This is a genomic window from Lutibacter sp. A80 (assembly GCF_022429645.1).
GTDB lineage: Bacteria > Bacteroidota > Bacteroidia > Flavobacteriales > Flavobacteriaceae > Lutibacter.
This window is the reverse complement of the sequence record NZ_CP092480.1, coordinates 964879-989127: the sequence shown is the minus strand read 5'-3', so window position 1 is coordinate 989127 and position 24249 is coordinate 964879. Positions and strand designations below refer to the sequence as shown.

The window sequence follows — 24249 nt, the reverse complement described above, 5'->3', positions numbered from 1 at the left end:
GAATAACGAATTTTTTTAATAATTCAATTTTTCACTCATTAAATAAACGAATAGAAACAAGTAAATTATCAACTAATGAAAAAAACATTAATTTTTGGAGGAATAGCAGTAGCGCTTATAGCAGTTTTACTTTGGTTTGGGGCAAAAAATAGCCAATCTCCAATTCAATATGAAACAGAAACACCTTTTACAACAAATATTGTTAAAAAAACTGTTGCAACAGGTAAAGTTGTACCTTTAGAAGAAGCTGAAATAAAACCAAAAGTATCTGGTATTATTGAAGAAATTTTTGTTGAGGAAGGAGCTGAAGTTGCCGTTGGAGATTTAATTGCAACTATTAGAGTTGTACCAAATGTACAAAGTTTAAACAGTGCACAAGGAAGCGTTAAAACTGCTCAATTACGTTTTGATAATGCTAAAACTAATTACGAAAGAATAAAAGGTTTATTTGAAAAAGGGGTAAAAGCACGTTCAGAGTTTGAAGCTGCAGAATTAAGTTATAATAGCGCTCAACAAGATTTGGAAAATGCTAAAGATAACCTTCAAATTATTAAAAAAGGTTCAGCTGCTGGTATGGGGCAAACTGCCAATACAAATGTAAAAGCTGAAATTTCTGGTACTATTTTAGAAATTCCAGTGCGCAAAGGTAACCAAGTAATTGAAAGTAATACTTTTAATGCAGGTACTACAATTGCTACCATTGCAGATATGACTAAAATGATTTTTGAAGGTCAAGTTGATGAAGCTGAAGTAGGTAAAATTAAAAATGGAACAGTTTTAGAAATTTCTTTAGGAGCTATTGAAAATAAAAAATATCCAGCAAAATTAAATTTTATTGCCCCAAAAGGTACTGAAGAAAATGGAGCAGTTCAGTTTAAAATAAAAGGAGATGTAACACTAGATGATGAATTTTTTGTTAGAGCAGGTTATAGTGCAAATGCAGATATAGTTTTAGATAAAAAAGATAGTGTACTTTCTATTAAAGAAGCATTATTACAGTTCGATAAAAAAACAGAAACGCCTTATGTTGAAGTAAAAGTAGGAGATCAAGAATTTGAAAAACGTGATGTAGAGCTTGGAATTTCTGATGGAATTAATGTTGAAGTTTTATCAGGTGTAACTTTAGATGACGAAATTAAAATTTGGAATAAAACATCTAAAAAAGAAGATGACGAAAACTCTGATAATTAATTAGCTATTTAACAAATTTTTAAAAGTGTTTTAATTTTTATTAAAACACTTTTTTTATATCTTTATAGTAGGTCTTAATTATTTTTTATATATGATTTATATCAGATAAAATCTAAATTAAAAGTCCGAAATTTATTATATAAAATTTAAAGCAATTGAATATGGAGAGTCAGTTATTATTTTTAAGTGATCTAAACTTCAATCTTGAAGTTTGGAAAAGAGAGTTGAAATTTCAAGAAAGTGAAATGGATTATTTCGAAGAAAAGTTAGAACATGTTGCTATGCGAAAACTTGGAAGCAATGTAATGGTTCAACTTGAGGGGTTTCAAAATAAAATAATTCGTGAAAGAGAAGTAATGGGACAATTGAGGCACAGGATTAGAATGAAAAAACGAGAGATTGCACAAATTAAATATCAAGAAGATTCAGAAGTAAAATTTCCAGAGAAACAAACATTATTAAGAGATGAAATGAAAACTTTTGTAAAAATGCATTATGATTTAAAAGAAGATATGATGGATTTTTTCTTAAAGTATTTATAATATTAAAAAACCTTTCCAATTTTGGAAAGGTTTTTTTTTAGTTAAAATAAGTATTATATAAATTGTTTTGCTATTTTTTCGGCCTTTTTGGTTTCGGAATAATCGTAAAACCCTTCACCAGATTTAACCCCTAATTTACCAGCTAAAACCATATTTACTAATAATGGACAAGGCGCATATTTAGGGTTTTTAAAGCCATTATGCATTACATTTAGTATAGAAAGGCAAACGTCTAAACCAATAAAATCAGCTAATTGTAATGGTCCCATTGGATGTGCCATTCCTAATTTCATTACAGTATCTATTTCATGAACTCCAGCAACACCATTGTAAAGCGTTTCAATTGCCTCGTTTAACATTGGCATTAAAATTCTATTTGCTACAAAACCAGGGTAATCATTTACTTCTACCGGAACTTTATGTACGCTTTCTGAAAGCTTCATAATTGTATTTGTTGTTTCATTAGAGGTGTTGTATCCTCTAATTATTTCAACTAATTTCATAATTGGAACCGGATTCATAAAATGCATTCCAATTACTTTTTCTGGTCTTTTAGTAACTGCTGCAATTTGAGTAATTGAAATTGAAGAAGTATTTGAAGCTAAAATCGCTTTTTTTGGAGTAGCTTCATCTAATTGTTTAAAAATATTTAATTTTAAATCTAAATTTTCCGTAGCAGCTTCAATTACTAAATCTACATTTTTAACACCTTCGGCTATTGAAGTATATGATGTAATATTAGTTAATGTTTGCGTTTTTACAGTTTTCGAGATTTTTTCTTTTACTAAAAGTCTATCTAAATTTTTAGTAATTGTTAAAATTCCTTTGTTAATTGCTTCTTGTGAAATATCAATTAAGTGTACATTATAATTATTTTGTGCAAATACATGAGCAATTCCATTACCCATTGTTCCCGCTCCAATTACAGCTATATTTTTCATAATTATAATGTTAAAGTTAGGTTTTTATTTTAAAAATCGTTGATAATCATATGTGCAACACGTAAGGCTTCGGTACCTTGTTCTAAAGTAACTATTGGTGTTGTGTTATTTACAATTGCATCTGCAAAAGTTTCTAACTCATCTAAAATTGCATTATTAGCAGCAACTGTAGGGTTTTCAAAATAGATTTGTTTTTTTACACCTTCTGCGTTTTGTAAAATCATATCAAAATCTCCTGGTGTTTTTGGAGCATCTTTCATTTTTACAACTTCAGTGGCTTTTTCAAAAAAGTCAACAGCTATATAGGCATCTTTTTGGAAAAAACGAGATTTTCGCATATTTTTTAATGAAATTCTACTTGCAGTTAAGTTAGCGACACAACCATTTTCAAATTCTATACGTGCGTTAGCTATATCTGGTGTATCACTAATTACAGAAACCCCACTAGCATGTACACTTTTTACTTTTGATTTTACAACACTTAGTATAATATCAATATCGTGAATCATTAAATCTAAAACAACTGGTACGTCGGTACCTCTTGGGTTAAATTCTGCCAATCTATGTGTTTCAATAAACATGGGATTTACTATCGTACTTTTAACAGCTGTAAAAGCAGGGTTAAAACGTTCTACGTGCCCAACTTGTCCTTTTACACTGTGTTTACTAGCTAAATTTAAAATTGCTTCAGCTTCTTCAATTGTTTTTGTAATGGGTTTTTCAATAAAAATATGTTTACCTTTTTCTATTGCTTCTTTGGCACAATCGAAATGAGAAAGTGTTGGTGTTACAATATCAACTACGTCTACAGCTTCAATTAATTCTTGTACAGAATTGAATTTTTTATAACCAAATTCTTCCGAAACTTTTTTTGCATTTTCTTCAAATGGATCATAAAATCCAACTAATTCGTATTTATTTGATTGATTTAATAATTTTAAGTGAATTTTGCCTAGATGACCGGCTCCTAAAACTCCTGCTTTTAGCATCATAAGTATGTATAATTTTATATAAACAAAAATAACAATCTTTATGCATTTATTCCTATTTTTAGCATCTCAAATTTTAAATAATAGTGAAAGATACGCTCAAACATCAAGGACTTAGAAATCAATTAGTAGAGACAATTAAAGAAAAAGGAATTACAGATACTCATGTTTTAAAAGCTATAGCTTCTGTGCCACGACATTTATTTATGGATTCTGGATTTGAAAATTTTGCTTATCAAGATAAAGCTTTTCCTATTGCTGCTGATCAAACAATTTCACAACCTTATACAGTAGCGTTTCAAACAGAATTGTTAAATGTTAAGCCAAACGATAAAATTTTAGAAATTGGTACAGGTTCTGGATATCAAACAGCGGTTTTGCTTGAAATAGGTGCAAGGGTTTATACTATTGAACGTCAAAAAGAATTATTTAAAAAAACGAAATTTTTTTTACCTAAATTAAGTTATAAACCTAAAAAAATAATTTTTGGTGATGGGTATAAAGGATTGCCAGATGAAGCTCCTTTTGAAGGTATTATAGTAACTGCAGGTGCTCCTTATGTACCAAAACCTTTATTATCTCAATTAAAAATAGGAGGTAGGTTAGTTATTCCTGTAGGTGATAAGGTTCAAATAATGACTTTATTTGTAAGAACAGGAGAAAAAGTTTTTGAAAAACATGAGTTGGGAGATTTTAAATTTGTACCAATGCTAAAAGAAAAGAATTAGCATTGGTTAAATTTTTAGTTATTCAGTAACTCTATGCCAATATTGAGATCTTCCAAGTAAAGCAAAACCAACATAACCTCTTACTTTAAGTTTATTTGGATCTTCTAATGTTATATAGCATTTATATTCTTTACCAGTTTTAGGATCTAATATTTTAGCATCATTCCATTCGTCACCATCTTTGGAAAGGCCATCAATTATTTCCATGCCAACCATAGGTTTATTTTTTTTAGCGCCTTTACATTCTTCACATACTTTATTTTCGTTTCCTTTTTCAAGAAGTTTTACAATTTTAGCATATGCTTTACCATCTTTTTGATAAATTTCTACAATAGATTTTTCATTACCTGTTTGATCATCAATTGTTTTCCATTTTCCAAAAATAGATTGCGATTGTACTGACAAAATTCCAATAAAGAATAAACAGCTTAAAATTGAGATTGTTTTTTTCATGAGTATTTGGTTTTAGTAGTTAAAAAAACTGTTTAAAAATAGTAATTATTTTAAACAGTTTATTTTATTAATTATATAGTTATTTATGTTTGGTTTAATATATTAATCTGTTTGTGCATTAAATTGCTGAGTCCATTTTCCTTGAACTTTTAAAACTTGTTCAATAACATCTCTAACACAACCAGTTCCTCCTTTTTTTTGTGATACATATTTAGCTATTCCTTGGATTTCTGATACAGCATCTTTTGGGCAGCAGGGCAATCCAACTATTTTCATAACAGGATAATCTGGTATGTCATCTCCCATGTATAACACGTTTTCTGGGTTGATATTGTTTTTAGAAAGATATTCGTTTAACTGAACAATTTTAGTATGTGTGCCTAAATAAATATCGTTAATGCCTAAACCTTCTAAACGTGCGCGAACACCTTCGTTACTTCCTCCAGAAATAATACATACATTATAACCACTATCAACAGCAGTTTTAAGGGCATAACCATCTTTAACGCTCATATTTCTAATAAGCTCTCCATTAGTAGTTATGGTAATTAAACCATTGGTTAAAACACCGTCTACATCAAAAATAAAGGTGTTAATTTGTGGCATTATTTCTTTATAACTTTTTTCCATAGGTATTGTAAATAGATTGGGATAGCAATTTATAAATTTCTTTTTGATTTTTACTTAACATTGCCTCGTGTTTTTTTAAGGTTTTAGTATCGTTTCTTTTTGCGGGTCCTGTTTGTGCTTCAAAGGGTGTTAATGTTTCAATTTTTAAAGCAGTTTCTTTAATTAGCGGTTGTAAAATTTCAAAAGGAACATTGTTATTACTACAAATTTGGTTGCCAATATAATAAAGATGATTTACAAAATTATTAATAAAAACTGCTGAAACATGTATGTTTCTACGTTGGCTTGAATTTATATGATAACTGTTTTTTGAAATTGTTTGAGCTAATGTTTCTAGTAATTCTAAATCTTTTTTAGTTTCAGCTTCTAAACAAATTGGAATGTTAGAAAAGTCGACATTTTTATCTTTAGAAAAAGATTGTAATAAATAAAAAACACCTTTATTCGCATTGCATTTTAATTCGTCTATAGCAACACTTCCAGATGTGTGGACTACTAATTTATTGTTAAGGTTTAATTGTTTTGATACTTCTTCAATTGCATTATCTGAAACACAAATTATATAAATATCAGCGTCTTTTAACGTGTTTAAATTTGCCGTTATAGCTGTTTTATGTTTTAAATATTGAATTTTATCTAATGTTCTATTATAAACTTCAACCAGTTTAACAGTGGGTGTTTTTAATAAAATAGCTGTTAAATGGTATGCAACATTACCACCGCCAATTATACTAATTTTTATCATATTACGAAGATACTGTAATTGTAGTATAAAAAAAACCCCAACTTTTTTAAAAGTTGGAGTTTTAATCTACTAACTAAAAATTATATTATTATGCTTGTTTTTTTATAGCTGCTTGTGCTGATGCAATACGAGCAATTGGCACTCTAAAAGGAGAACAACTTACGTAGTTCATTCCTGTATTGTAGCAGAATTCTACAGAACTTGGCTCTCCACCATGTTCACCACAAATACCTACTTTTAAGTTTGGTTTTGTGCTTCTACCTTTTTCTGTTCCTGTTTTAACTAATTGACCAACACCTTCTTGATCTAGAACTTCGAAAGGATCTACATTTAAAATTCTATTTTCTATATAAACTGGTAAGAATTTACCAGCATCATCTCTAGAATAACCGAATGTCATTTGTGTTAAGTCATTTGTTCCAAAAGAGAAGAAATCAGCTTTTTTAGCAATTAAATCAGCTGTTAATGCAGCTCTAGGAATTTCAATCATTGTACCAACTAAGTATTCAACTGAGTCATTTCTTTCTTTAAATACTTCTTCTGCTGTAGCTCTAATTACTGCTTCTTGATTTTCAAACTCAGCAATTGTACCAATTAAAGGAACCATAATTTCTGGTTTTGCAACAATTCCTTTTTCTTTTAAGTTTAATGCAGCTTCAATAATAGCTCTTGTTTGCATTTCGGTAATTTCTGGATAGGTAATACCTAATCTACAACCTCTATGTCCTAACATTGGATTAAACTCTTCTAATTCTGCAACTTTAATTTTAACAGCTTCTAAAGAAATGTGCATATCTTCTGCTAAACTACGTTGTGTTTCTAATTGGTGAGGTACAAATTCGTGTAATGGTGGATCTAATAAACGAACAGTTACTGGTAAACCATCCATTGCTTCAAATATACCTTCAAAATCTTCACGTTGCATTGGTAATAATTCGTTTAAAGCTTCTTTACGTCCTTTAACGGTGTCAGCTAAAATCATTTCACGCATTGCTTTAATTCTATCTACTTCAAAGAACATATGTTCAGTTCTTGTTAAACCAATACCTTGTGCACCAAATTTAACAGCTACTTTAGCATCTTTTGGAGAATCAGCATTTGTACGTACTTGCATAGTAGCGTATTTATCTGATAATTTCATTATTTCTGCAAATTCACCACTTACTTCTGGTTCAGCTGTAGCAACTTTTCCTTCAATAATATTACCTGTAGAGCCATTTAAAGAAATCCAATCTCCTTCTTGGTATACGTGATCACCAACAGTTAATGTTCTAGCTTTGTAATCAATTTTTAAAGCACCAGCACCAGAAACACAACATTTACCCATACCACGCGCAACAACGGCAGCGTGAGAAGTCATACCTCCACGAGCGGTTAAAATACCTTTAGCAATATTCATACCTTCTAAATCTTCAGGAGAAGTTTCTATACGTACTAAAATACTGTGTTTATATTTATCTGCTTCATCTGCAAAGAATACAATTTTACCTGTAGCAGCTCCTGGAGATGCAGGTAAACCTTGTGCAATAACATTTGCTTTTTTTAATGCAATTGGATCAAAAACAGGGTGTAATAATTCGTCTAATTTATTAGGTTCAATTTTTAAAAGAGCTTCTTTTTCGGTAATTAAGTCTTCTTTTAAGAAATCCATTGCAATTTTTACCATTGCAGCACCAGTACGTTTACCATTACGAGTTTGAAGAATCCAAAGTTTACCATCTTGAATGGTGAACTCCATATCTTGCATATCTTTATAATGTAATTCTAGTTTTTGTTGGTATTCGTTTAATTCATTATAAATTTCTGGCATTAACTCTTCTAATGAAGGATAATTAGCAACTCTATCTTCTTCTTCTACTTTAGCTAATTCAGCCCAACGTAAAGAACCAATTTTAGTAATTTGTTGAGGTGTTCTTGTACCTGCAACTACATCTTCACCTTGTGCATCAATTAAGTATTCACCATTAAAAAGGTTTTCTCCTGTACCCGCATCACGTGTAAAACATACTCCAGTACCAGAGTTACTTCCCATATTTCCATAAACCATAGCTTGTACGTTTACGGCAGTTCCCCATTCACCTGGGTAACCATTCATTTTTCTATAGTATACAGCTCTATCACTATTCCAACTATTAAATACAGCCATTACTGCACCCCAAAGTTGATCCCAAGGGTTTGTTGGAAAATCGAAACCTGTACGTTTTTTTACAGCTTCTTTAAAATCATATACTAAATCTTTTAAATCTTGAATTGTGAATTCTGTATCTAATTCAATATTACGCTTATGTTTTAGAGCTTCCATTATTTCTTCAAAAGGATCAATATCATCTTTTGATTCTGGTTTCATACCTAAAACTACATCTCCATACATTTGAATAAATCTTCTGTAAGAATCCCAAGCGAAACGTTCGTTTCCAGATTTTTTAGCCAATCCAATAACTACTTCATCATTTAAACCTAGGTTTAAAACTGTATCCATCATTCCTGGCATAGAAACTCTAGCTCCAGAACGTACAGAAACTAATAGTGGGTTTTCTTTGTCTCCAAATTTAGAACCCATTATTTGCTCTACATTGTCTATAGCGTCTTCTACTTCTTTAGTAATCAATTCAACAACTGCATCTTTTCCAAGTAAGTTATACTCTGTTGAAACTTCTGTAGTAATGGTAAACCCAGGAGGAACAGGTATTCCTATTAATCCCATTTCAGCTAAATTAGCTCCTTTACCTCCTAAAAGGTTCCTCATTGTACTGTTACCATCAGCTGTTTTGTTTCCAAACTTGTAAACTCTGGTTTTGACTTCTTGTTGCGTCTCCATCTTAATATTTATTTATGTTATCTTTTTATTTTAAGAGAACAAATTTAAGAACAGTAAATAAAGTAGAATATGACTTTTGTCAGTATAATTTTCCGTTTTTAAATAAAAGTAATATTTGTTACAATTAAGATTTTGTATTTTTTATTAAGAAAATTATGGTTTTAAATACGTTTTTTATAATATTTTGATATTCAGTATTTTATTTTTATTTGATATTTTTTTTATTCTATAATTATAAAATAATAAAGCCTAAAATTTAGTGATGAAGCTAAATTTTAGGCTGTTAAACTGTTAATGTTTTAGTTAAACTTTTTTCCGAATAATTTAAATGTTTAAAAATCTGTATCTAGCAATTGTCCAGAGAGTTGTAATAAAACTAATTCTGCATTTTTGGCATCGTATTTAGCAGTGTTATAACTAGATTGTGCGTTTAATAAATTTAATTGTGCTTGTCTAAATTCTATAGATGTTGCTTGTCCCAATTTAAATTTCTCTTCAGTTCTAGAAAAGTTATTTTTATTGGTTTCTACATTTTTTTCTTCAGCGTTTAAAATAAACAATGAATTGTTATAGATTTCTAATGCATTTGCAACGTTTCGTTCTAATTCATTTAAGGCTTGTTCTTTTTGAACTTTTAAATTGTCCTCATAAATTTTTGCATTTTGAATACTTGTTTTTGTACTTCCTCCATCAAAAACATTCCAATTTAAACTTAAACCTGCATTTAAACCTTTAGAGAGTTGTTCTGCATAAGTAAAAGTTGCATCGTTATTGTATTTATTTAATCCATATGAACTATTTAAACTTAAGCTAGGGAGTAAGTTAGATTTGTTTATTTTAATCTCAAACTGACTTATTTGTAAATTTTTGTTTACTTTTTGAATTTCGATATTGTACTCTTTTGCTTTTTCTATAAGAGTATTTAAATCAAAAGCTAAATTGAATGAAATATCTGTATCTACAGAAAAATTTGTGTTTACATTTCTACCCAATACTAAGTTTAAATCTCTTTTAGAATTTGCTAATAAACGTTGTGTATTTATGTAGCTAATACTATCGTTATTTACATCAACTTCAGCATTTAAGACTTCTAATTTTGTGTTTTGCCCATAGTCAAATCCATATTTAGCTCTCAATAAGCGTTGTTTAGAAACGTTTAAAGATTCGCTAATATTTTTACTGTTTTCAGTTAATTGAGCTACATTGTAGTATATAGAAAAAATTTGCAACAAGGAATTTTCTATAACAGTTTGAGCTTCTAGTTCCGATAAATTATGCGCTTCTTTTAATTTTTTGTAATTATAAGACCTTCCTAAGCCGTCAAACAATGTATAGTTTACTCCAATTGATGCATTATAAGAATTAGATTCAGCACCATTGGTTTCTGAAACAGTTCCGTTTTGAAGTGTATATTCGGTATCGTCTAAATTGTAATTAACACCTGCACTTGCTGTAATTGTAGGTAAATAGCCGCTGTTATTTATACTTGCATTATTTTCAGCAATTTTAATATTATTTTTAGCGATTAATATTCCATAGTTATTTTCTAAAGCCAAGTTTACGGCCTCTTGTTTTGTCAGCTTTTCTTGTGCAAAACCACTTGTTAAACAAAGTGAAAATACGATTGCTATTTTATTAATATAATTCATCTTCTTCAATATTTGATTCAATAATTGCTCTTTCAACTTCTTCTTTTGTTACTTTTTCTCCAGTTCTAAGCCATTTAAAAAATACTTTAATAGAATTACCTAGAGATAATAAAAGAGGTAACATTACCAATGTTAAAACGGTAGCTACACCAATACCATAAGATATTGATAATGCCATTGGTTTTAAAAATTGAGCTTGTCTACTTTTTTCTAATAAAAGTGGAGCTAAACCTGCAATTGTTGTTAATGAAGTTAAAAAGATTGCTCTAAACCTTGAAATACCTGCTTTATACAATGCCTGATCGTATTTTAGACCTTGTTTTAAATTGGAGTTTACTTTTCCAATAAGTACCAAACCATCATTTACTAAAATACCTATAAGTGCAATGATTCCTAATCCAGATAAAACATTTATAGGAAAACCGTGAATCCAATGTCCCCAACCAACACCAATTAAACTAAAAGGAATCATTATCATTAATAATAAAGGTTGATCGTAAGATCTAAATGTAAATGCTATTGTAATATAAATTAGCATTAAAATTATAGGGAATGTTGTTGCTGCAGAGCTAGATGTTTTATTAGCTTCTCTATTTTGACCTTCGTAAAGAGCAGAAACAGTTGGGTATTTAGATAGAATTTCAGGAATTATAGTTGTTTTAATTTTTTCTAGTTCATCTACAGCACTTCCTTCAGGATCTTGTAAATCTGCATTTACTTGAATTTCTCTTTTTCCTGCTAGGTGATTAATAGCTACTTCACCTCTTTGTATAGTGTATGTGGCAATTTCACTAAAAGGAACTCTATCTCCAGTTGGTGTTGTAATCCACATATTATCTAAATCTTTTATAGATGATCTATCTTCTTTTAAATAGCGTACCCATACTTTAATTTCATCTTGTCCACGTTGAAAACGTTGTGCTTGGTAACCAAAAAAACCGGATCTAACTTGGCTCATTACAGACTGTAAATTTAGGCCTAATATATAAGCATCGTTTTTTAATTTTATTTGCACTTCTTTAATACCTTGTGGATCATTATCTGATATATCTTTTAATTCAGAATCTTGATTTAAAGCGGCTTTAAGGTCGTTTTTGGCACCTTTTAATTCGCTAATATTATTTCCTAAAAGAGAAATAGAGATTGGGCTTCCTCCAAAACTTCCACCTGAACCAAAGGTTAAACTTTCTGTGCCATAAAAAGTACCAGCTTTTTCTCTTATTGAATTTGTAATTTCTGGAGAAGAAAATTCTCTAGACTCACCAGGTAATAAATTTACAGTTAATGAGGCTTTTGAGGTTCCAGGACCAATACGTTTAATTATATTTTGTACAACTCTTTGATGATCAGATTGTTTTTTTGTATATTCTTCACTAACTAACCAAACAGATTTTTCAATTTCTGAGATTATAGAATCCGTAACTTTTTCGTTTGTACCTTGTGGCATTGTTAAAGAAATATCAACTCTATCACTTGCAATTTTTGGAAAAAAATCTGTTTTAATAATTCCACCTTGAATACCATATATTGTAAAAATTAATAATGATAAAGGAATTGCAAAACCTGCAATTTTATTTCTTAAGAAAAACTTTAAGAAAGGAGCATACAATTTATCTCTAATTAAAAATAAAAAACTTTCAGATTTAGTATTTATAGCTGTAAAAATTTGATTGATTTTAGATTTCTTTTTTTCTTTTCTAACCAAAGCTTTAGAGTGTGCAATATGTGCTGGTAAAATAATTAAAGCTTCTATTAAAGATATTATAAGTGTTAGTATTACTACAGAAGAAACTTCACCAAAAAATTTACCAATTCTTCCATCTAAAAAATAGAATGTAGAAAAAGCTAATAAAGTTGTTATTATGGCTGAAACAATGGGAGGAATTACTTCTAAAGTTCCATCTATTGCAGCTCTAATTGGACTTTTACCTTTTTCGTAGTGGTTGTAAATATTTTCCCCAATAACAATACCATCATCAACTAAAATACCGATAACTATAATCATTCCAAATAAGGATAAAACATTAATTGTAATATCAAACATTGGAGCAAAAACAAACATACCAAAAAAAGAAATTGGAAGTCCTGCAGCTACCCAAAAAGCCAATCTAGGATTTAAAAATAGTGATAAAAATAAGAGTACTAATAAAATACCAATAATACCATTATTAACAAGTAATTCTGTACGTTGCATTAGCGTAATAGAATTATCACTAGCAACATCTATTTTTACATTGGTATATTGTTGATTAAATTTATCTATATATTCATTTACAGTATTTGCAGATTTTATTAAATCTTCACTATTTGTATTTGTTATAGAAATATTTAAGGCAACTTCACCATTAAAGTAAATTCTATCAGGAGTTTCAGACCAAGTATCTCTAACTATAGCAACATCACTTAATCTAATAATATTACCAGAATTATCACTTTTAACAGGTATATTTAATAATTCTAGACCTTGGTATTTTTTATTTCGTGCCCTAATTAAATAGTCTTCTTCACTTGTTTTAATATTTCCACCAGAAATTAAAATATTTGCATTTGCTACTGCTTGTGCTACTTCTTGAAACGTAATATTATAAGCTCTTAAATCGCTTTCTTTTATAGCAATATCAATTTCTTCTTCAGGAAATCCAGTTAATGAAACTTGAGAAATTCCTTCCATTCCTCTAATATCATTTTCTATAGTTCTACCGTATTGTTTTAGCGTAGCTAAAGGTAAATTATCTCCACTTACTGTAAATGAAATTGTTTGTCTAACACTTTCAATTTTAGAGATAACAGCAGGTTCCATTCCAGAAGGGAAGGAGGGAACTCTATCTACTGCGTTTTTTACATCAGCTAAAACTACATCTACATTTTTACCTTTTTCAACCTCAATATTTATAGAAGCCGAATTTTCAAGAGAAACAGAAGTAACCCTATCTACACCAACTATCCCCTTTAAATTGTCTTCAATTTTAAGAACAATTCCTTCTTCCATTTCTTCTGGAGATGCTCCAGGATATGTTACACTAATGCTAATACTATCAGAATCTGTTAATGGGAAAAAGGAAGATTTCATTGAAAGTATACCAACAATCCCAAAAATTATAAATGCAATGATAAAAATATTAACTGCAACAGGGTATTTTATAAAATATGTAATTATTTTTTTCATTGTTTATTGGTTGTTGGTAGTTTCATTAATAGTTTTAACTAACATACCATTATAAGCCCCTGGAAGAGGTTTAGATAAGATATTTGTGCCATTTTCTAAACCTTGTACAATTACAGTATGATCGTTATAATATGCCGGGTTTATAGTAACTAAGTTTAGTGTAGAATCTTTTACTATAAAAAGTTTTGTGTCTTCTACCAATAATTGTCTAGAAACTTCCACGGCGTTTTCAATAGATTTAGTTTCTAAATCTGCAGTTAAATACATACCTTCTCTTAGTTGTTCTCCTTTAACTTGTAAAAAAGCTTTTACTGTTTGTGTGGTTTGGTCTACTTTACCGTTTACCCTAATAACGGTAGCCTCCCAAACATTGTCTTTATTTTGACTGTAAATACTAACAGTATTTCCTTTTTTTAGTAGATTGGCATAGGTTTGGTTTATATTTACTTCCATTTCATAAACAGAAGGATCTATAAATTCTCCTAGTTTTTGTCCAGATCTAACTAAAGAACCTTGCGTAACCATTACTTCAGTTAAAATACCTTTAAAAGGAGCTCTTAAAGTGTATTTTCCATGTTTAACTTCTAAATTTTTAACGTTGTAATAAGTTGTGATAATACCTCGCCCGGAAATAAAGAATTTCTCTTTTTCTGAATTTGTTTCAGGTAATTTAGGTATTGGTTTATTAATATCGAAATTATTTAGATAAGATTTCCATTTCTGATATTCGTTAGGATAATCTAATTGAATATCTGGCATTATTGCTGTAATAACATTGAATAAATTACTTTTCTGAGCTTTTAAATTAGCATAAAACTCATCGCTGTTAATAGAAATTATAGCTTCATTTTTTGCAAATTCTGTTCCTTCTTTAAAGTCTTTAGAAGTTGTTTTTAAAATACCTTGCACTTCAGAGTACAATTCAATTTTATTACTAGCTGTTAAACTTCCACTAGTAGTTATAACAACAGGAATAGCACTGTTTGTAATTGTTTTAGTATAAACGGTACTTACAATTTTATTGAAAGTAGGGTTGCCCTTTTTATTGTTGTTTACAATTGCTATTCCTCCAATAATTGATAGCGCAATTAATAAAAGGCTTCCAATTGTAATAATTGTTTTTCTCATAATTTAAATGAATGTTCTTGGGTTATATTTAGTTGTATTTTTTTTATAGTTTCAATAGCTTGTGCTATTTCTGTATTCGAAATTCCTTTTTGAAGTTTCTCAATAGTTTTTTTTAAAAAAGGTAGAGTAGTTGCATACATTTCTTTTCCAAGATTTGTTAAATAGATGTTTTTAACTCTTTTGTCTGCCTTTATATGTTTTCTGGTAATTAGTCCTTTTTTCTCCATAGTAGACATTAATCTAGAAAACGAAGTTTTATCACTTTCTGTTATTAAAGCAATGTCATTTTGTGGTTTACCATTATTTTCACTTAAAACCTTTAAAACAACAAATTGCTCTTTAGTTAAGTCAATAGTATGATCTTTAAAAACTTTATTAATATAGCTTGCATGCATTTTAGCAGTAATACCTATCCACGGAAAAATTGAATGCTCTAAAAACATTATTAATTTATTTTTTTGGCAAATATATGGTATTAGTCAATATAGTTGTATCTACAACTATGTTAATTAGTGTTAAAAAAACAACTTAAAAATACCAATAAACGTGTTGATATATATTATACCTTTGTTTTAAATTAAATATTATAGGTTTGTAAATAATTGCGCAGTGTAATTAATTATATAATAACAATAATGCGTAACATAGTAATTTTTTAAAAATATAGAGTAGAATGAAATTAGATATTTTAGCTGTTGGAGCACACCCAGATGATGTGGAATTAGGTTGTGGAGCAACATTATTAAAAGAAATTTCTTTAGGAAAAAAAGTAGGAATTTTAGATTTAACTCGAGGAGAGTTAGGGACAAGAGGTTCTGCAGAAATTAGAGATCAAGAAGCAAAAGCTGCTGCAAAAATATTAGGAGTTGAAGTTCGAGAAAATTTGGCTTTTTCTGATGGGTTTTTTATTAATGATAAAGCACATCAGCTTGAAATTATTAAAATAATAAGAAAATATAAGCCTACAATTGTACTATGTAATGCTTTTGATGATAGACATATAGATCATTCAAAAGGAAGTAAATTAGTGTCAGATGCTTGTTTTTTATCGGGTTTAGTTAAAATTGAAACTACATTAAATGGAGAAGTACAAGAGGCTTGGAGGCCAAAACAAGTTTACCATTATATACAGTGGAAAAATATAGAACCAGATTTTGTAGTTGACGTCTCTGGCTTTATAGATACTAAGTTAGCAGCTGTAAAAGCCTATAGTTCTCAGTTTTATGATCCAAAAAGCAACGAGCCAACTTCACCAATTACTAGTAAAAACTTTTTAGATAGCATAGTTTATAGAGCGCAAGATTTAGGAAGATTGATAGGAGTATCGCACGCAGAAGGTTTTAATACAGAGCGTTACGTTGCCGTAGAAAATTTAGATAAATTAATTTAAAAAAATGCTTGTATAAAATTATACAATGTTTTACATTTGCATTCGCGATTAAATGGTGGTTGTAGCTCAGCTGGTTAGAGCGCCGGATTGTGGTTCCGGAGGTCGCCGGTTCGAAACCGGTCTTCCACCCAAAATAAAAGGTCTGTTTTACAGACCTTTTTTTGTATCCAAACTTTATTTTTATTAAAATTTATACTACATAACAATTATTTTAATAGTTTTACAAACTAAAATTTAAATTATTAAAATGAAAAATTATATATTTATTGCTGTACTACTTGTAACAACTTCAATTTTAGCACAAACCACAAGTAATTTAGAGTTACAACAACAAAAAATAAAATTAGCTTTAAGTTATAATGATAAAGAAGCAGCGGCTTCTGCAATGTATTCTATTATAGCTTTAGAAGGTGAAAAAAGTACTTATAAAGATAGTTTAGCGTATATGTATTTTAATGATGCTAAATACATTTCTAGTTTTTTAGTTACAAATGATATTTTAAAGTACAAACCAGACAATATTGAATTGTTAGAAATGAATGCCATTTCGGTTGAAAATATGGGAGCTTTAGATAAAGCTATTGAGGTTTATACAAATTTGCTTTCTAAAACTAAAAATAACTACCACGCATATAAATTAGCAGGATTACAAGTAGCCTCTAATAATTTGTTAGAAGCTTATAAATCAATTAAAAAAGCTGATTTATTAGAAGATACGGGTAAAATACAAGTAACTTTTCAAGTAAATAAAAATTATAACCAAAGTGTTGATTTAAAAGCTGCAATTGCTTATTTAGAAGGAATTATTTTATTAAACTTAAAAAAAGAAACTGAAGCTAAATTAAGTTTTATGCGTGCTGTAAATTTATTCCCAGATTTTGTATTAGCTAAAAGTAAATTAACAACGTTAGAAAACTCTGAACAAAAAGAAGAAGAATAGGTTTTAAAAAATATTAGAAACGGGATTGTATTTTTTGATAGTGCAAGTTTTTTTTGAAGCCTAAATACTTAATTTTTATAGAATACAATATGAAATGCCAATTAGGCACAAGTATTTTATGTGCTGTTAATATTTAAAATCTAATAATAAAGTAAACCTTTATTCTATTAATTATTACTAAATTATACGTTTAATTTTTCGGCTAAATAAGGCGCTGTTAAAGAATCTTTACACTTAATAAGCTCTTCTGGTGTGCCTTGAAATAGTAGAGCACCACCGTTTTTACCACCTTCTTTTCCTAAGTCTATAATGTAATCGGCACATTTAATTAAATCAATATTATGTTCAATTACTATGATAGAGTGTCCATTTTCTATTAAAGCATTAAACGATTTTAATAATTTTTTAATATCGTGAAAGTGTAATCCAGTAGTAGGTTCATCAAAAATAAATAGTGATTTACTTTGGCGTGTTCCTTTCACTAAAAATGAAGCCAATTTAATACGTTGAGCTTCACCTCCAGAAAGTGTTGAAGACGATTGCCCTAGAGTTACATAGCCTAATCCAACATCTTGAAGCGGTTGTAGTTTTTTTACAATTTTAGTTTCGTTATGCTCTTTAAAAAAGCTAATAGCATCATCTATAGTACTATTTAATATATCATTTATATTTTTTTTGTAGAATTTAACTTCTAAAATTTCCTTTTTAAAACGTTTTCCTTTACAAGCTTCACATTCTAAATGCACATCAGCCATAAATTGCATTTCTATGGTAACTTCGCCTTCACCTTTACAAACTTCACAGCGTCCACCTTCAACATTAAATGAAAAATGTTTTGGCTGGTAATTTCTTATTTTCGATAATTTTTCTGAAGCAAATAAGGCTCTAATATCATCATAGGCTTTTATATAAGTTACCGGATTTGATCTACTAGAGCGCCCAATTGGGTTTTGGTTTATAAATTCTATATGTTCAATGGATTTAAAATCGCCTGTAATTTCAGTAAACTGGCCGATTTTTTCTCCATAGCCACCAATTTTCTTTTGTATGGCAGGAAATAAAATTTTACTAACCAAGGTACTTTTTCCACTACCTGAAACACCTGTAATTACAGTTAAACAATTTAAAGGGAAGGTGACATCAATATTTTTTAAATTATTTTCTCTGGCTCCAATTACTGTTACTGCTTTTTTTGAAATTCTTCTTGTATTAGGTACTTTTATTTGTTGAGTATTGTTTAAATAATGTGCTGTTAAAGAGTCTGTTTTTAAAATTTCTTTAAAAGTACCTTCTGCAACAATTTCTCCTCCAAAAGTTCCAGCTTCAGGTCCAATGTCTATAATTAAATCGGCAGCCTTCATAATATCTTCATCGTGTTCAACAACAATAACAGTATTTCCTAAATTACGTAAGTCTTTTAGCACTTTAATTAAGCGCTCGGTATCTTTTGGGTGTAAACCAATACTTGGTTCATCTAAAATATACATAGAACCTACCAAACTACTTCCTAAAGATGTTGCTAAGTTTATACGTTGACTTTCACCACCTGATAATGTATTTGAAGTTCTATTTAAAGTTAAGTAATTTAAGCCTACATCATTTAAAAATTGCAATCTGTTATTTATTTCAACCAATAAACGTTTTGCAATTTTTTCTTCATAAACATCAAGTTTTAGATTTTTAAAAAAGGTTGCTAATTCATTTAAAGGTATATCAACCAATTCGCTAATATTTTTTGAATTTATTTTTACATAATTGGTTTCTTCTCTTAACCTTTTGCCATTACAAGCGGTACATTTTGTTTTACCTCTGTAGCGAGAAAGCATTACTCGATATTGAATTTTATAGCTTTTTTCTTCTAAATGTTTAAAGAAATGAGACAAACCATTAAAAGAATTATTACCTTTCCAAATAAGATTTTTTTGAGCTTCGGTTAGTTCGAACCAAGGTTTATGGATTGGAATATCGAATTTATAAGCGTGAGTTATTAAATCGTTTTTATAATGACTAAATGAATCTGATTTCCAAGGTAAAATAGCATCTTCATAAATTGAAAGAGCTGTATTTGGTATTACTAAATCTTTATCAATACCTATTACATTACCATATCCTTCGCAAGTAGGACAAGCTCCGTACGGGTTGTTAAAACTGAATAAATGTGTATTAGGTTCTAAAAACTGAATACCATCTAATTCAAATTTATTATTGAAAAGAGTTTCTTCTTTGGTGTCTAAATTTTGAATAATACAAGCGCCTTTTCCTTCAAAAAAAGCAGTTTGAATAGCATCACCTAAGCGGTTAAAAAAGTCTTCATTATCTTTTACTACAATTCTATCTATAACTAAATAAAAATCACGCTCTATATCTTCTGTAATAGCTTCAATTCTAAGAATTTCATTTTTATATTTTATTCTAGCATAGCCTTGTTGTGCTAATATTTTTAAAGTTTGAAGCACGCCTCTTTCTTCAGGTATTTGTACAGGAGCAAGTAGTAATAATTTTGTTTTTAGAGGTGTTTTTTTAATGTGATTAATAACATCGCTAACAGTATGTTTTTTTACTTCGTTTCCTGAAATAGGAGAGTAGGTTTTACCAATTCTGGCAAATAATAATTTTAAATAATCGTAAATTTCTGTTGAGGTTCCAACGGTAGATCTAGGGTTTGTAGAATTTACTTTTTGTTCAATTGCAATAGCAGGAGCTATTCCTTTAATATAGTCTACTTTTGGTTTGTTTAATCTACCTAAAAACTGGCGCGCATAGGACGATAAACTTTCAACGTATCTTCGTTGACCTTCTGCAAATAAAGTATCAAAAGCCAAACTAGATTTTCCAGAACCAGAAAGTCCTGTAATTACAACCAATTTATTTCTAGGTATTGCAACATCAATATTTTTTAAATTGTGAAGAGAGGCTCCTTTAATTAGAATATTTTCTTTTGGGTTTAATTCGGCAAGGTTTTTGGTCATAATTACTTCAGAAAATTAAAAAACAAAGATAATTACAATTAATGAGAATTTTAATAGCATTGTAAAACATAATTTAAAAAATATACATAGTAAATTTAACTTTTACTTGTAAATGTTAAAAAAATACTGCATATTTGATTATTAATTCTAAAAAAAGAGCGCCTATATAACACAATTACTTTTTAAATCAAATACAAATTGAATAAACCCCACTAAAATGTATTTTTATTATGCAAAGTAAAGTTATATCCGATAGCGTTTTAGTTAGCGACTATATAAATGGTAACGAAAAATCATTAGAGATTCTAATTATTCGACATAAACAGCGAATATTTAGTTTTATATTGTCTAAAGTTTTAGATAGAGAAATTGCCGAAGATCTTTTTCAAGATACTTTTATTAAAGTTATTAATACTTTAAAAAGAGGTAAATATAATGAAGAAGGTAAGTTTTTACCTTGGGTAATGCGTATTGCTCATAATTTGGTAATTGATCACTTTAGAAGAAATAAAAGAATTCCTACATTTAAAAATACTGATGAATTTGATATATTTACAGTAATTAGCGATGAGGTTTTAAATGTTGAAAAACAACTGATTAAGGATCAAATATTAGACGATATTAGAGGTTTAATAGTTGAGTTACCCGAAGATCAAAAGGAAGTGTTAGTTATGCGTATGTATAAGGACATGAGTTTTAAAGAAATAGCAGAAAATACAAACGTAAGTATAAATACGGCACTTGGAAGAATGCGTTATGCATTAATTAATTTAAGAAAGTTAATAGAGAAACATAATGTTATTTTAGTAAATTAATACTAAATGTAAAATTTCATCGTTATATTAGTGTAAATCCAATATATATGATGAAACTTTACTCTGAAAACATTCCTACTTTGGAACAACCAAAAACTGAAATAATTCAATATTTGCTGAATTACTCTAAACAAATGAGGGTAATTAAAACCAACAAAAACAACTATATTGAATTACATTTGAATTAATGTTCTTTAAGCCCATTTTTTAACCAGAAATGGGCTTTTAAAATTTTAATTTTTTAGTGTGGTTATAATTTATTCTGTTGAGACTTTTTAATAATAGCTTTTAGTCGTTCTTTTGTAGCTACTTTAGAAGCTTTAACTTTGTTTATTTTTTGCTTTATTAATTTAGAGTGTAAAGCCTTATTTTTTGTGTTTTTAGCACTCCCTTTTTTAGCCATTTTTAATTTTATTTAAAACAGATTTTCTACCAATAGTTTTTGTAATAATATCTTTTTCAATATTCCAACCTCTTGCAGGAGAATATTCTCTACCATAAAATATAATTTGCAAATGAAGTTTGTTCCATAATTCTTTAGGAAATAAACGTTTAGCATCTTTTTCACTTTGAACAACATTTTTTCCACTTGATAAACCCCATCGATATAATAATCTGTGTATATGCGTATCAACAGGAAATGCAGGTACACCAAAAGCTTGGCTCATAACAACACTTGCGGTTTTATGTCCAACAGCTGGAAGTTCTTCTAGATCTTTATAGTTTTGAGGTACTTTTCCTTGGTGTTTTTCTATTAAAATTTTAGATAACCCGTAAATACCTTTCGCTTTCATAGGAGATAGACCAACAGGTTTTATTATTTCTCTTATCTCTTCAACGCTAAGTTTTATCATATCGTACGGATTATCTGCTTTAGCAAATAAAATAGGTGTAATTTTATTTACACCAATATCTGTACTTTGGGCAGATAATAAAACTGCAACTAACAGTGTATAAGGGTCCTTATGATCTAAAGGAATTGGAACTTCTGTGTATAATTCTTCAAGAGTATCAATTACAAATTGAATTTTTTCTTTTTTTGTCATTATTTAGTAGTTGTAAAAAATAAAAGTACAAAGTTTCTTAAAATTTACAGAGATAATTCTTAAAAAAGTTTTAATTGTACTAATAACTTTTTAACTTTCAATTTTAAAACCAATTATAAATGACAACATTAAAAGTAGGTGATAAAGCACCAAATTTTGAAGCATTAGATCAGCAAGGAAATACCATTAAATTAACAGATTATGCAGGGAAAAAATTAGTATTATTTTTTTATCCAAAAGCGAGTACACCTGGTTGTACAATGGAAGCCTGTAATTTAAGAGATAATTATCAATCTTTTTTAGCAAAAGGATACGATGTTTTAGGAGTAAGTGCCGATTCTGCAAAGCGTCAACAAAATTTTATTAATAAAAACGAACTTCCGTTTCCGTTATTGGCAGACGAGGATAAAACCGTAATTAATGCTTTTGGTGTTTGGGGGCCAAAGAAATTTATGGGAAGAGAATATGATGGGATTCATAGAACAACTTTTGTTATTGATGAAAATGGAATTTTAGAAGATATAATTTCAAAAGTAAAAACAAAACAACATACAAGTCAGATTTTAGAATAATTTTGCTATGTATTTATAGTTATTCTTTTTTTTAAGTAGGGTAGAGGAAGTGTTTTTTATTAAGGTGTTGTATTTTAAATAGTTAGATTCTAGTTTTTAATTAAAATTTAATATATTTGAAATGCTATGGATAAAAATTACATTTCATTTACTACAGTTATTTTAAAAAAAGTAATTCACAGAAAAAAACCTGTTTTACTTTTTACATTTAAATATGATGACAAAATAATTAACCTTTTAAGGCAAAATCCTTTTTTTAAATGGAGTAAAACTTTAAAAGGTTGGTGTTGCGATTATACTGATGAAAATTTAAAAATTGTAAAAAAGGATGTTGTACCATTTCTTAGATTTACTTTTGACAAAGAAAGTTTTAACACACAAAAATTAAAGTATTATAAAGATCGAAAGCTTTCAGACAAAAATAAAGTACTTATAAGTAGTTATGTAAAGTACCTAAAGGGTAAAAGATATAGTGAAAGTACTGTTAAAACCTATTTTGGATTTTTAGCTGATTTTCTTGATTATATTCAGCCTAAAACTATTTCAAGCTTAACAAATAGAGATGTAGAAAAATTCTTAGAGGATAGTTTTGTTCCTAGAAATTACAGTATAAGTTCACAGAGACAATTAATTAGTGCTATTAAATTATTTGCAATATTTTATCCAGAATGTCAAATTAAAGGTCTTGAATTAACTCGACCCAAAAAATCAAAAAAACTACCAGTTGTTCTTTCTCAACAAGAAATTATTTTACTATTACAAAACACAAAAAATATAAAACACAGAGCAATAATAGGATTATTATATTCTTCAGGATTAAGAATTGGAGAACTTTTAAACTTAGAGTTAAAACACATAGATATAAAACGAAAACAAGTATATCTTTACCAGGCTAAAGGAAGAAAAGACAGATATACGACTTTGGCCGATAGTTATATACCACTATTTATGAATTATGTAAATAGTTATAAGCCAAAAAAATATTTTGTTGAAGGTAAAGAATTTTCTAAATATACATCAAGTAGTATAAGAGCATTCTTAAAAAGGTCTGCCAATTTAGCTGGAATTTCAAAACATATTACACCTCATACATTAAGACACAGCTACGCTACACATCTTTTAGAGGATGGTATTGACCTTAGATTAATACAAGAATTATTAGGGCATGCTAGACCAGAAACAACTATGATTTATACACACGTATCAAAGAAAAGTTTATTAGGGGTAAGAAGTCCATTAGATGCTGCAGTAAATAATTTTCAAAAAACAAATAACGATACAACACTTAAAATAACCTAATATGAAGAATTTGATAAATATCATACATATTAAGCAATTCAATAATTATATTTGTTTTTAAATATAAATACTATCATTTTTTTTGAATAAAAAATGAAATTTAAGAAATTAAAAATTAGATTAAAAGTGTTTATATCCCGTAAATTAGAATGGGATAAAGACACTTTTTATGATTATATAACTCGTTGGGCACAATTTGACGCAACCAAATCGAAAAATTACATCTAATATAAAAACA

General features: G+C 28.7%; 22 protein-coding genes and 1 tRNA gene. 10 read left to right on the top strand and 13 right to left on the bottom strand.

What is annotated here, in order from left to right:
• Positions 1 to 75 precede the first annotated feature (75 nt).
• Complete coding sequence (locus tag MHL31_RS04420) at positions 76 to 1191, top strand: efflux RND transporter periplasmic adaptor subunit (protein WP_240227871.1); 1116 nt, start codon at positions 76 to 78, stop codon at positions 1189 to 1191.
• A 161-nt stretch (positions 1192 to 1352) separates the two neighbouring features.
• Entirely contained in the window at positions 1353 to 1733 is a 381-nt protein-coding gene (locus MHL31_RS04415; protein ID WP_240227870.1) for a hypothetical protein, read from the top strand.
• Between the two features lie 53 nt (positions 1734 to 1786).
• On the opposite strand, the gene MHL31_RS04410 is transcribed toward MHL31_RS04415, so the two are convergent.
• Both MHL31_RS04410 and MHL31_RS04405 read right to left on the bottom strand, forming a co-directional pair.
• On the bottom strand, positions 1787 to 2674 hold the full coding sequence (locus MHL31_RS04410) for a 3-hydroxyacyl-CoA dehydrogenase family protein (RefSeq protein WP_240227869.1): 888 nt from the start codon (positions 2672 to 2674) through the stop codon (positions 1787 to 1789).
• Between the two features lie 29 nt (positions 2675 to 2703).
• Entirely contained in the window at positions 2704 to 3663 is a 960-nt protein-coding gene (locus MHL31_RS04405; protein WP_240228847.1) for a Gfo/Idh/MocA family protein, read from the bottom strand.
• A gap of 86 nt (positions 3664 to 3749) precedes the next feature.
• Here MHL31_RS04405 and MHL31_RS04400 point away from each other — a divergent pair, with 86 nt between their 5' ends.
• Positions 3750 to 4391: a protein-L-isoaspartate(D-aspartate) O-methyltransferase gene (locus MHL31_RS04400; RefSeq protein ID WP_240227868.1), complete on the top strand. Its 642-nt coding sequence runs from the start codon at positions 3750 to 3752 to the stop codon at positions 4389 to 4391.
• An 18-nt stretch (positions 4392 to 4409) separates the two neighbouring features.
• Here the strand turns inward: MHL31_RS04400 and MHL31_RS04395 are convergent, their stop codons facing one another.
• The 8 genes from MHL31_RS04395 to MHL31_RS04360 all read right to left on the bottom strand — a co-directional run bounded on the left by MHL31_RS04395 (position 4410) and on the right by MHL31_RS04360 (position 15423).
• Complete coding sequence (locus MHL31_RS04395) at positions 4410 to 4844, bottom strand: DUF2147 domain-containing protein (protein ID WP_240227867.1); 435 nt, start codon at positions 4842 to 4844, stop codon at positions 4410 to 4412.
• A 102-nt stretch (positions 4845 to 4946) separates the two neighbouring features.
• Positions 4947 to 5474 carry an HAD family hydrolase gene (locus MHL31_RS04390; RefSeq protein ID WP_240227866.1) on the bottom strand — a complete coding sequence of 176 codons (528 nt, stop codon included), beginning with the start codon at positions 5472 to 5474 and terminating at the stop codon, positions 4947 to 4949.
• The gene (locus MHL31_RS04385; RefSeq protein WP_240227865.1) at positions 5458 to 6219 is read right to left on the bottom strand and encodes a Rossmann-like and DUF2520 domain-containing protein; all 762 of its coding nucleotides are present in this window, start codon (positions 6217 to 6219) and stop codon (positions 5458 to 5460) included. The genes MHL31_RS04390 and MHL31_RS04385 overlap by 17 nt, the downstream gene beginning before the upstream one ends.
• An 88-nt stretch (positions 6220 to 6307) precedes the next feature.
• Positions 6308 to 9037, bottom strand: a complete 2730-nt coding sequence (ppdK, locus tag MHL31_RS04380; RefSeq protein ID WP_240227864.1) for a pyruvate, phosphate dikinase — start codon at positions 9035 to 9037, stop codon at positions 6308 to 6310.
• Positions 9038 to 9369: 332 nt separating this feature from the next.
• Positions 9370 to 10686, bottom strand: a complete 1317-nt coding sequence (locus tag MHL31_RS04375) for a TolC family protein (RefSeq protein ID WP_240227863.1) — start codon at positions 10684 to 10686, stop codon at positions 9370 to 9372.
• On the bottom strand, positions 10673 to 13852 hold the full coding sequence (locus tag MHL31_RS04370) for an efflux RND transporter permease subunit (protein ID WP_240227862.1): 3180 nt from the start codon (positions 13850 to 13852) through the stop codon (positions 10673 to 10675). The genes MHL31_RS04375 and MHL31_RS04370 overlap by 14 nt, the downstream gene beginning before the upstream one ends.
• A 3-nt stretch (positions 13853 to 13855) precedes the next feature.
• On the bottom strand, positions 13856 to 14980 hold the full coding sequence (locus tag MHL31_RS04365; protein WP_240227861.1) for an efflux RND transporter periplasmic adaptor subunit: 1125 nt from the start codon (positions 14978 to 14980) through the stop codon (positions 13856 to 13858).
• A complete protein-coding gene (locus tag MHL31_RS04360; RefSeq protein WP_240227860.1) occupies positions 14977 to 15423 on the bottom strand; it encodes a MarR family winged helix-turn-helix transcriptional regulator in 447 nt (148 codons plus the stop codon). The genes MHL31_RS04365 and MHL31_RS04360 overlap by 4 nt, the downstream gene beginning before the upstream one ends.
• A 230-nt stretch (positions 15424 to 15653) precedes the next feature.
• Between MHL31_RS04360 and bshB1 the strand changes: the two genes are divergently transcribed.
• From bshB1 to MHL31_RS04345, 3 genes are all read left to right on the top strand, one after another.
• Complete coding sequence (bshB1, locus tag MHL31_RS04355) at positions 15654 to 16370, top strand: bacillithiol biosynthesis deacetylase BshB1 (RefSeq protein WP_240227859.1); 717 nt, start codon at positions 15654 to 15656, stop codon at positions 16368 to 16370.
• A gap of 54 nt (positions 16371 to 16424) precedes the next feature.
• Positions 16425 to 16500 (top strand) — tRNA-His (locus tag MHL31_RS04350).
• 117 nt (positions 16501 to 16617) lie between these two features.
• A complete protein-coding gene (locus MHL31_RS04345) occupies positions 16618 to 17310 on the top strand; it encodes a lipopolysaccharide assembly protein LapB (RefSeq protein WP_240227858.1) in 693 nt (230 codons plus the stop codon).
• 182 nt (positions 17311 to 17492) lie between these two features.
• Here MHL31_RS04345 and uvrA read toward each other — a convergent pair whose 3' ends face one another.
• Positions 17493 to 20279 (bottom strand): excinuclease ABC subunit UvrA, encoded by a 2787-nt coding sequence (gene uvrA, locus MHL31_RS04340; RefSeq protein ID WP_240227857.1) that lies wholly within the window; start codon positions 20277 to 20279, stop codon positions 17493 to 17495.
• Between the two features lie 230 nt (positions 20280 to 20509).
• Here uvrA and MHL31_RS04335 point away from each other — a divergent pair, with 230 nt between their 5' ends.
• The gene (locus tag MHL31_RS04335; RefSeq protein ID WP_240227856.1) at positions 20510 to 21094 is read left to right on the top strand and encodes an RNA polymerase sigma factor; all 585 of its coding nucleotides are present in this window, start codon (positions 20510 to 20512) and stop codon (positions 21092 to 21094) included.
• Positions 21095 to 21344: 250 nt separating this feature from the next.
• Here the strand turns inward: MHL31_RS04335 and MHL31_RS04330 are convergent, their stop codons facing one another.
• Complete coding sequence (locus MHL31_RS04330) at positions 21345 to 21497, bottom strand: hypothetical protein (RefSeq protein WP_240227855.1); 153 nt, start codon at positions 21495 to 21497, stop codon at positions 21345 to 21347.
• The gene (gene nth / locus MHL31_RS04325) at positions 21490 to 22140 is read right to left on the bottom strand and encodes an endonuclease III (protein ID WP_240227854.1); all 651 of its coding nucleotides are present in this window, start codon (positions 22138 to 22140) and stop codon (positions 21490 to 21492) included. The genes MHL31_RS04330 and nth overlap by 8 nt, the downstream gene beginning before the upstream one ends.
• A 119-nt stretch (positions 22141 to 22259) precedes the next feature.
• Here nth and bcp point away from each other — a divergent pair, with 119 nt between their 5' ends.
• The 3 genes from bcp to MHL31_RS16240 all read left to right on the top strand — a co-directional run bounded on the left by bcp (position 22260) and on the right by MHL31_RS16240 (position 24239).
• Positions 22260 to 22712, top strand: a complete 453-nt coding sequence (gene bcp, locus MHL31_RS04320) for a thioredoxin-dependent thiol peroxidase (RefSeq protein WP_240227853.1) — start codon at positions 22260 to 22262, stop codon at positions 22710 to 22712.
• A gap of 126 nt (positions 22713 to 22838) precedes the next feature.
• Positions 22839 to 24011 carry a tyrosine-type recombinase/integrase gene (locus MHL31_RS04315; RefSeq protein ID WP_240227852.1) on the top strand — a complete coding sequence of 391 codons (1173 nt, stop codon included), beginning with the start codon at positions 22839 to 22841 and terminating at the stop codon, positions 24009 to 24011.
• Positions 24012 to 24104: 93 nt separating this feature from the next.
• Positions 24105 to 24239 (top strand): hypothetical protein, encoded by a 135-nt coding sequence (locus MHL31_RS16240; protein ID WP_256451651.1) that lies wholly within the window; start codon positions 24105 to 24107, stop codon positions 24237 to 24239.
• Positions 24240 to 24249: the final 10 nt, after the last annotated feature.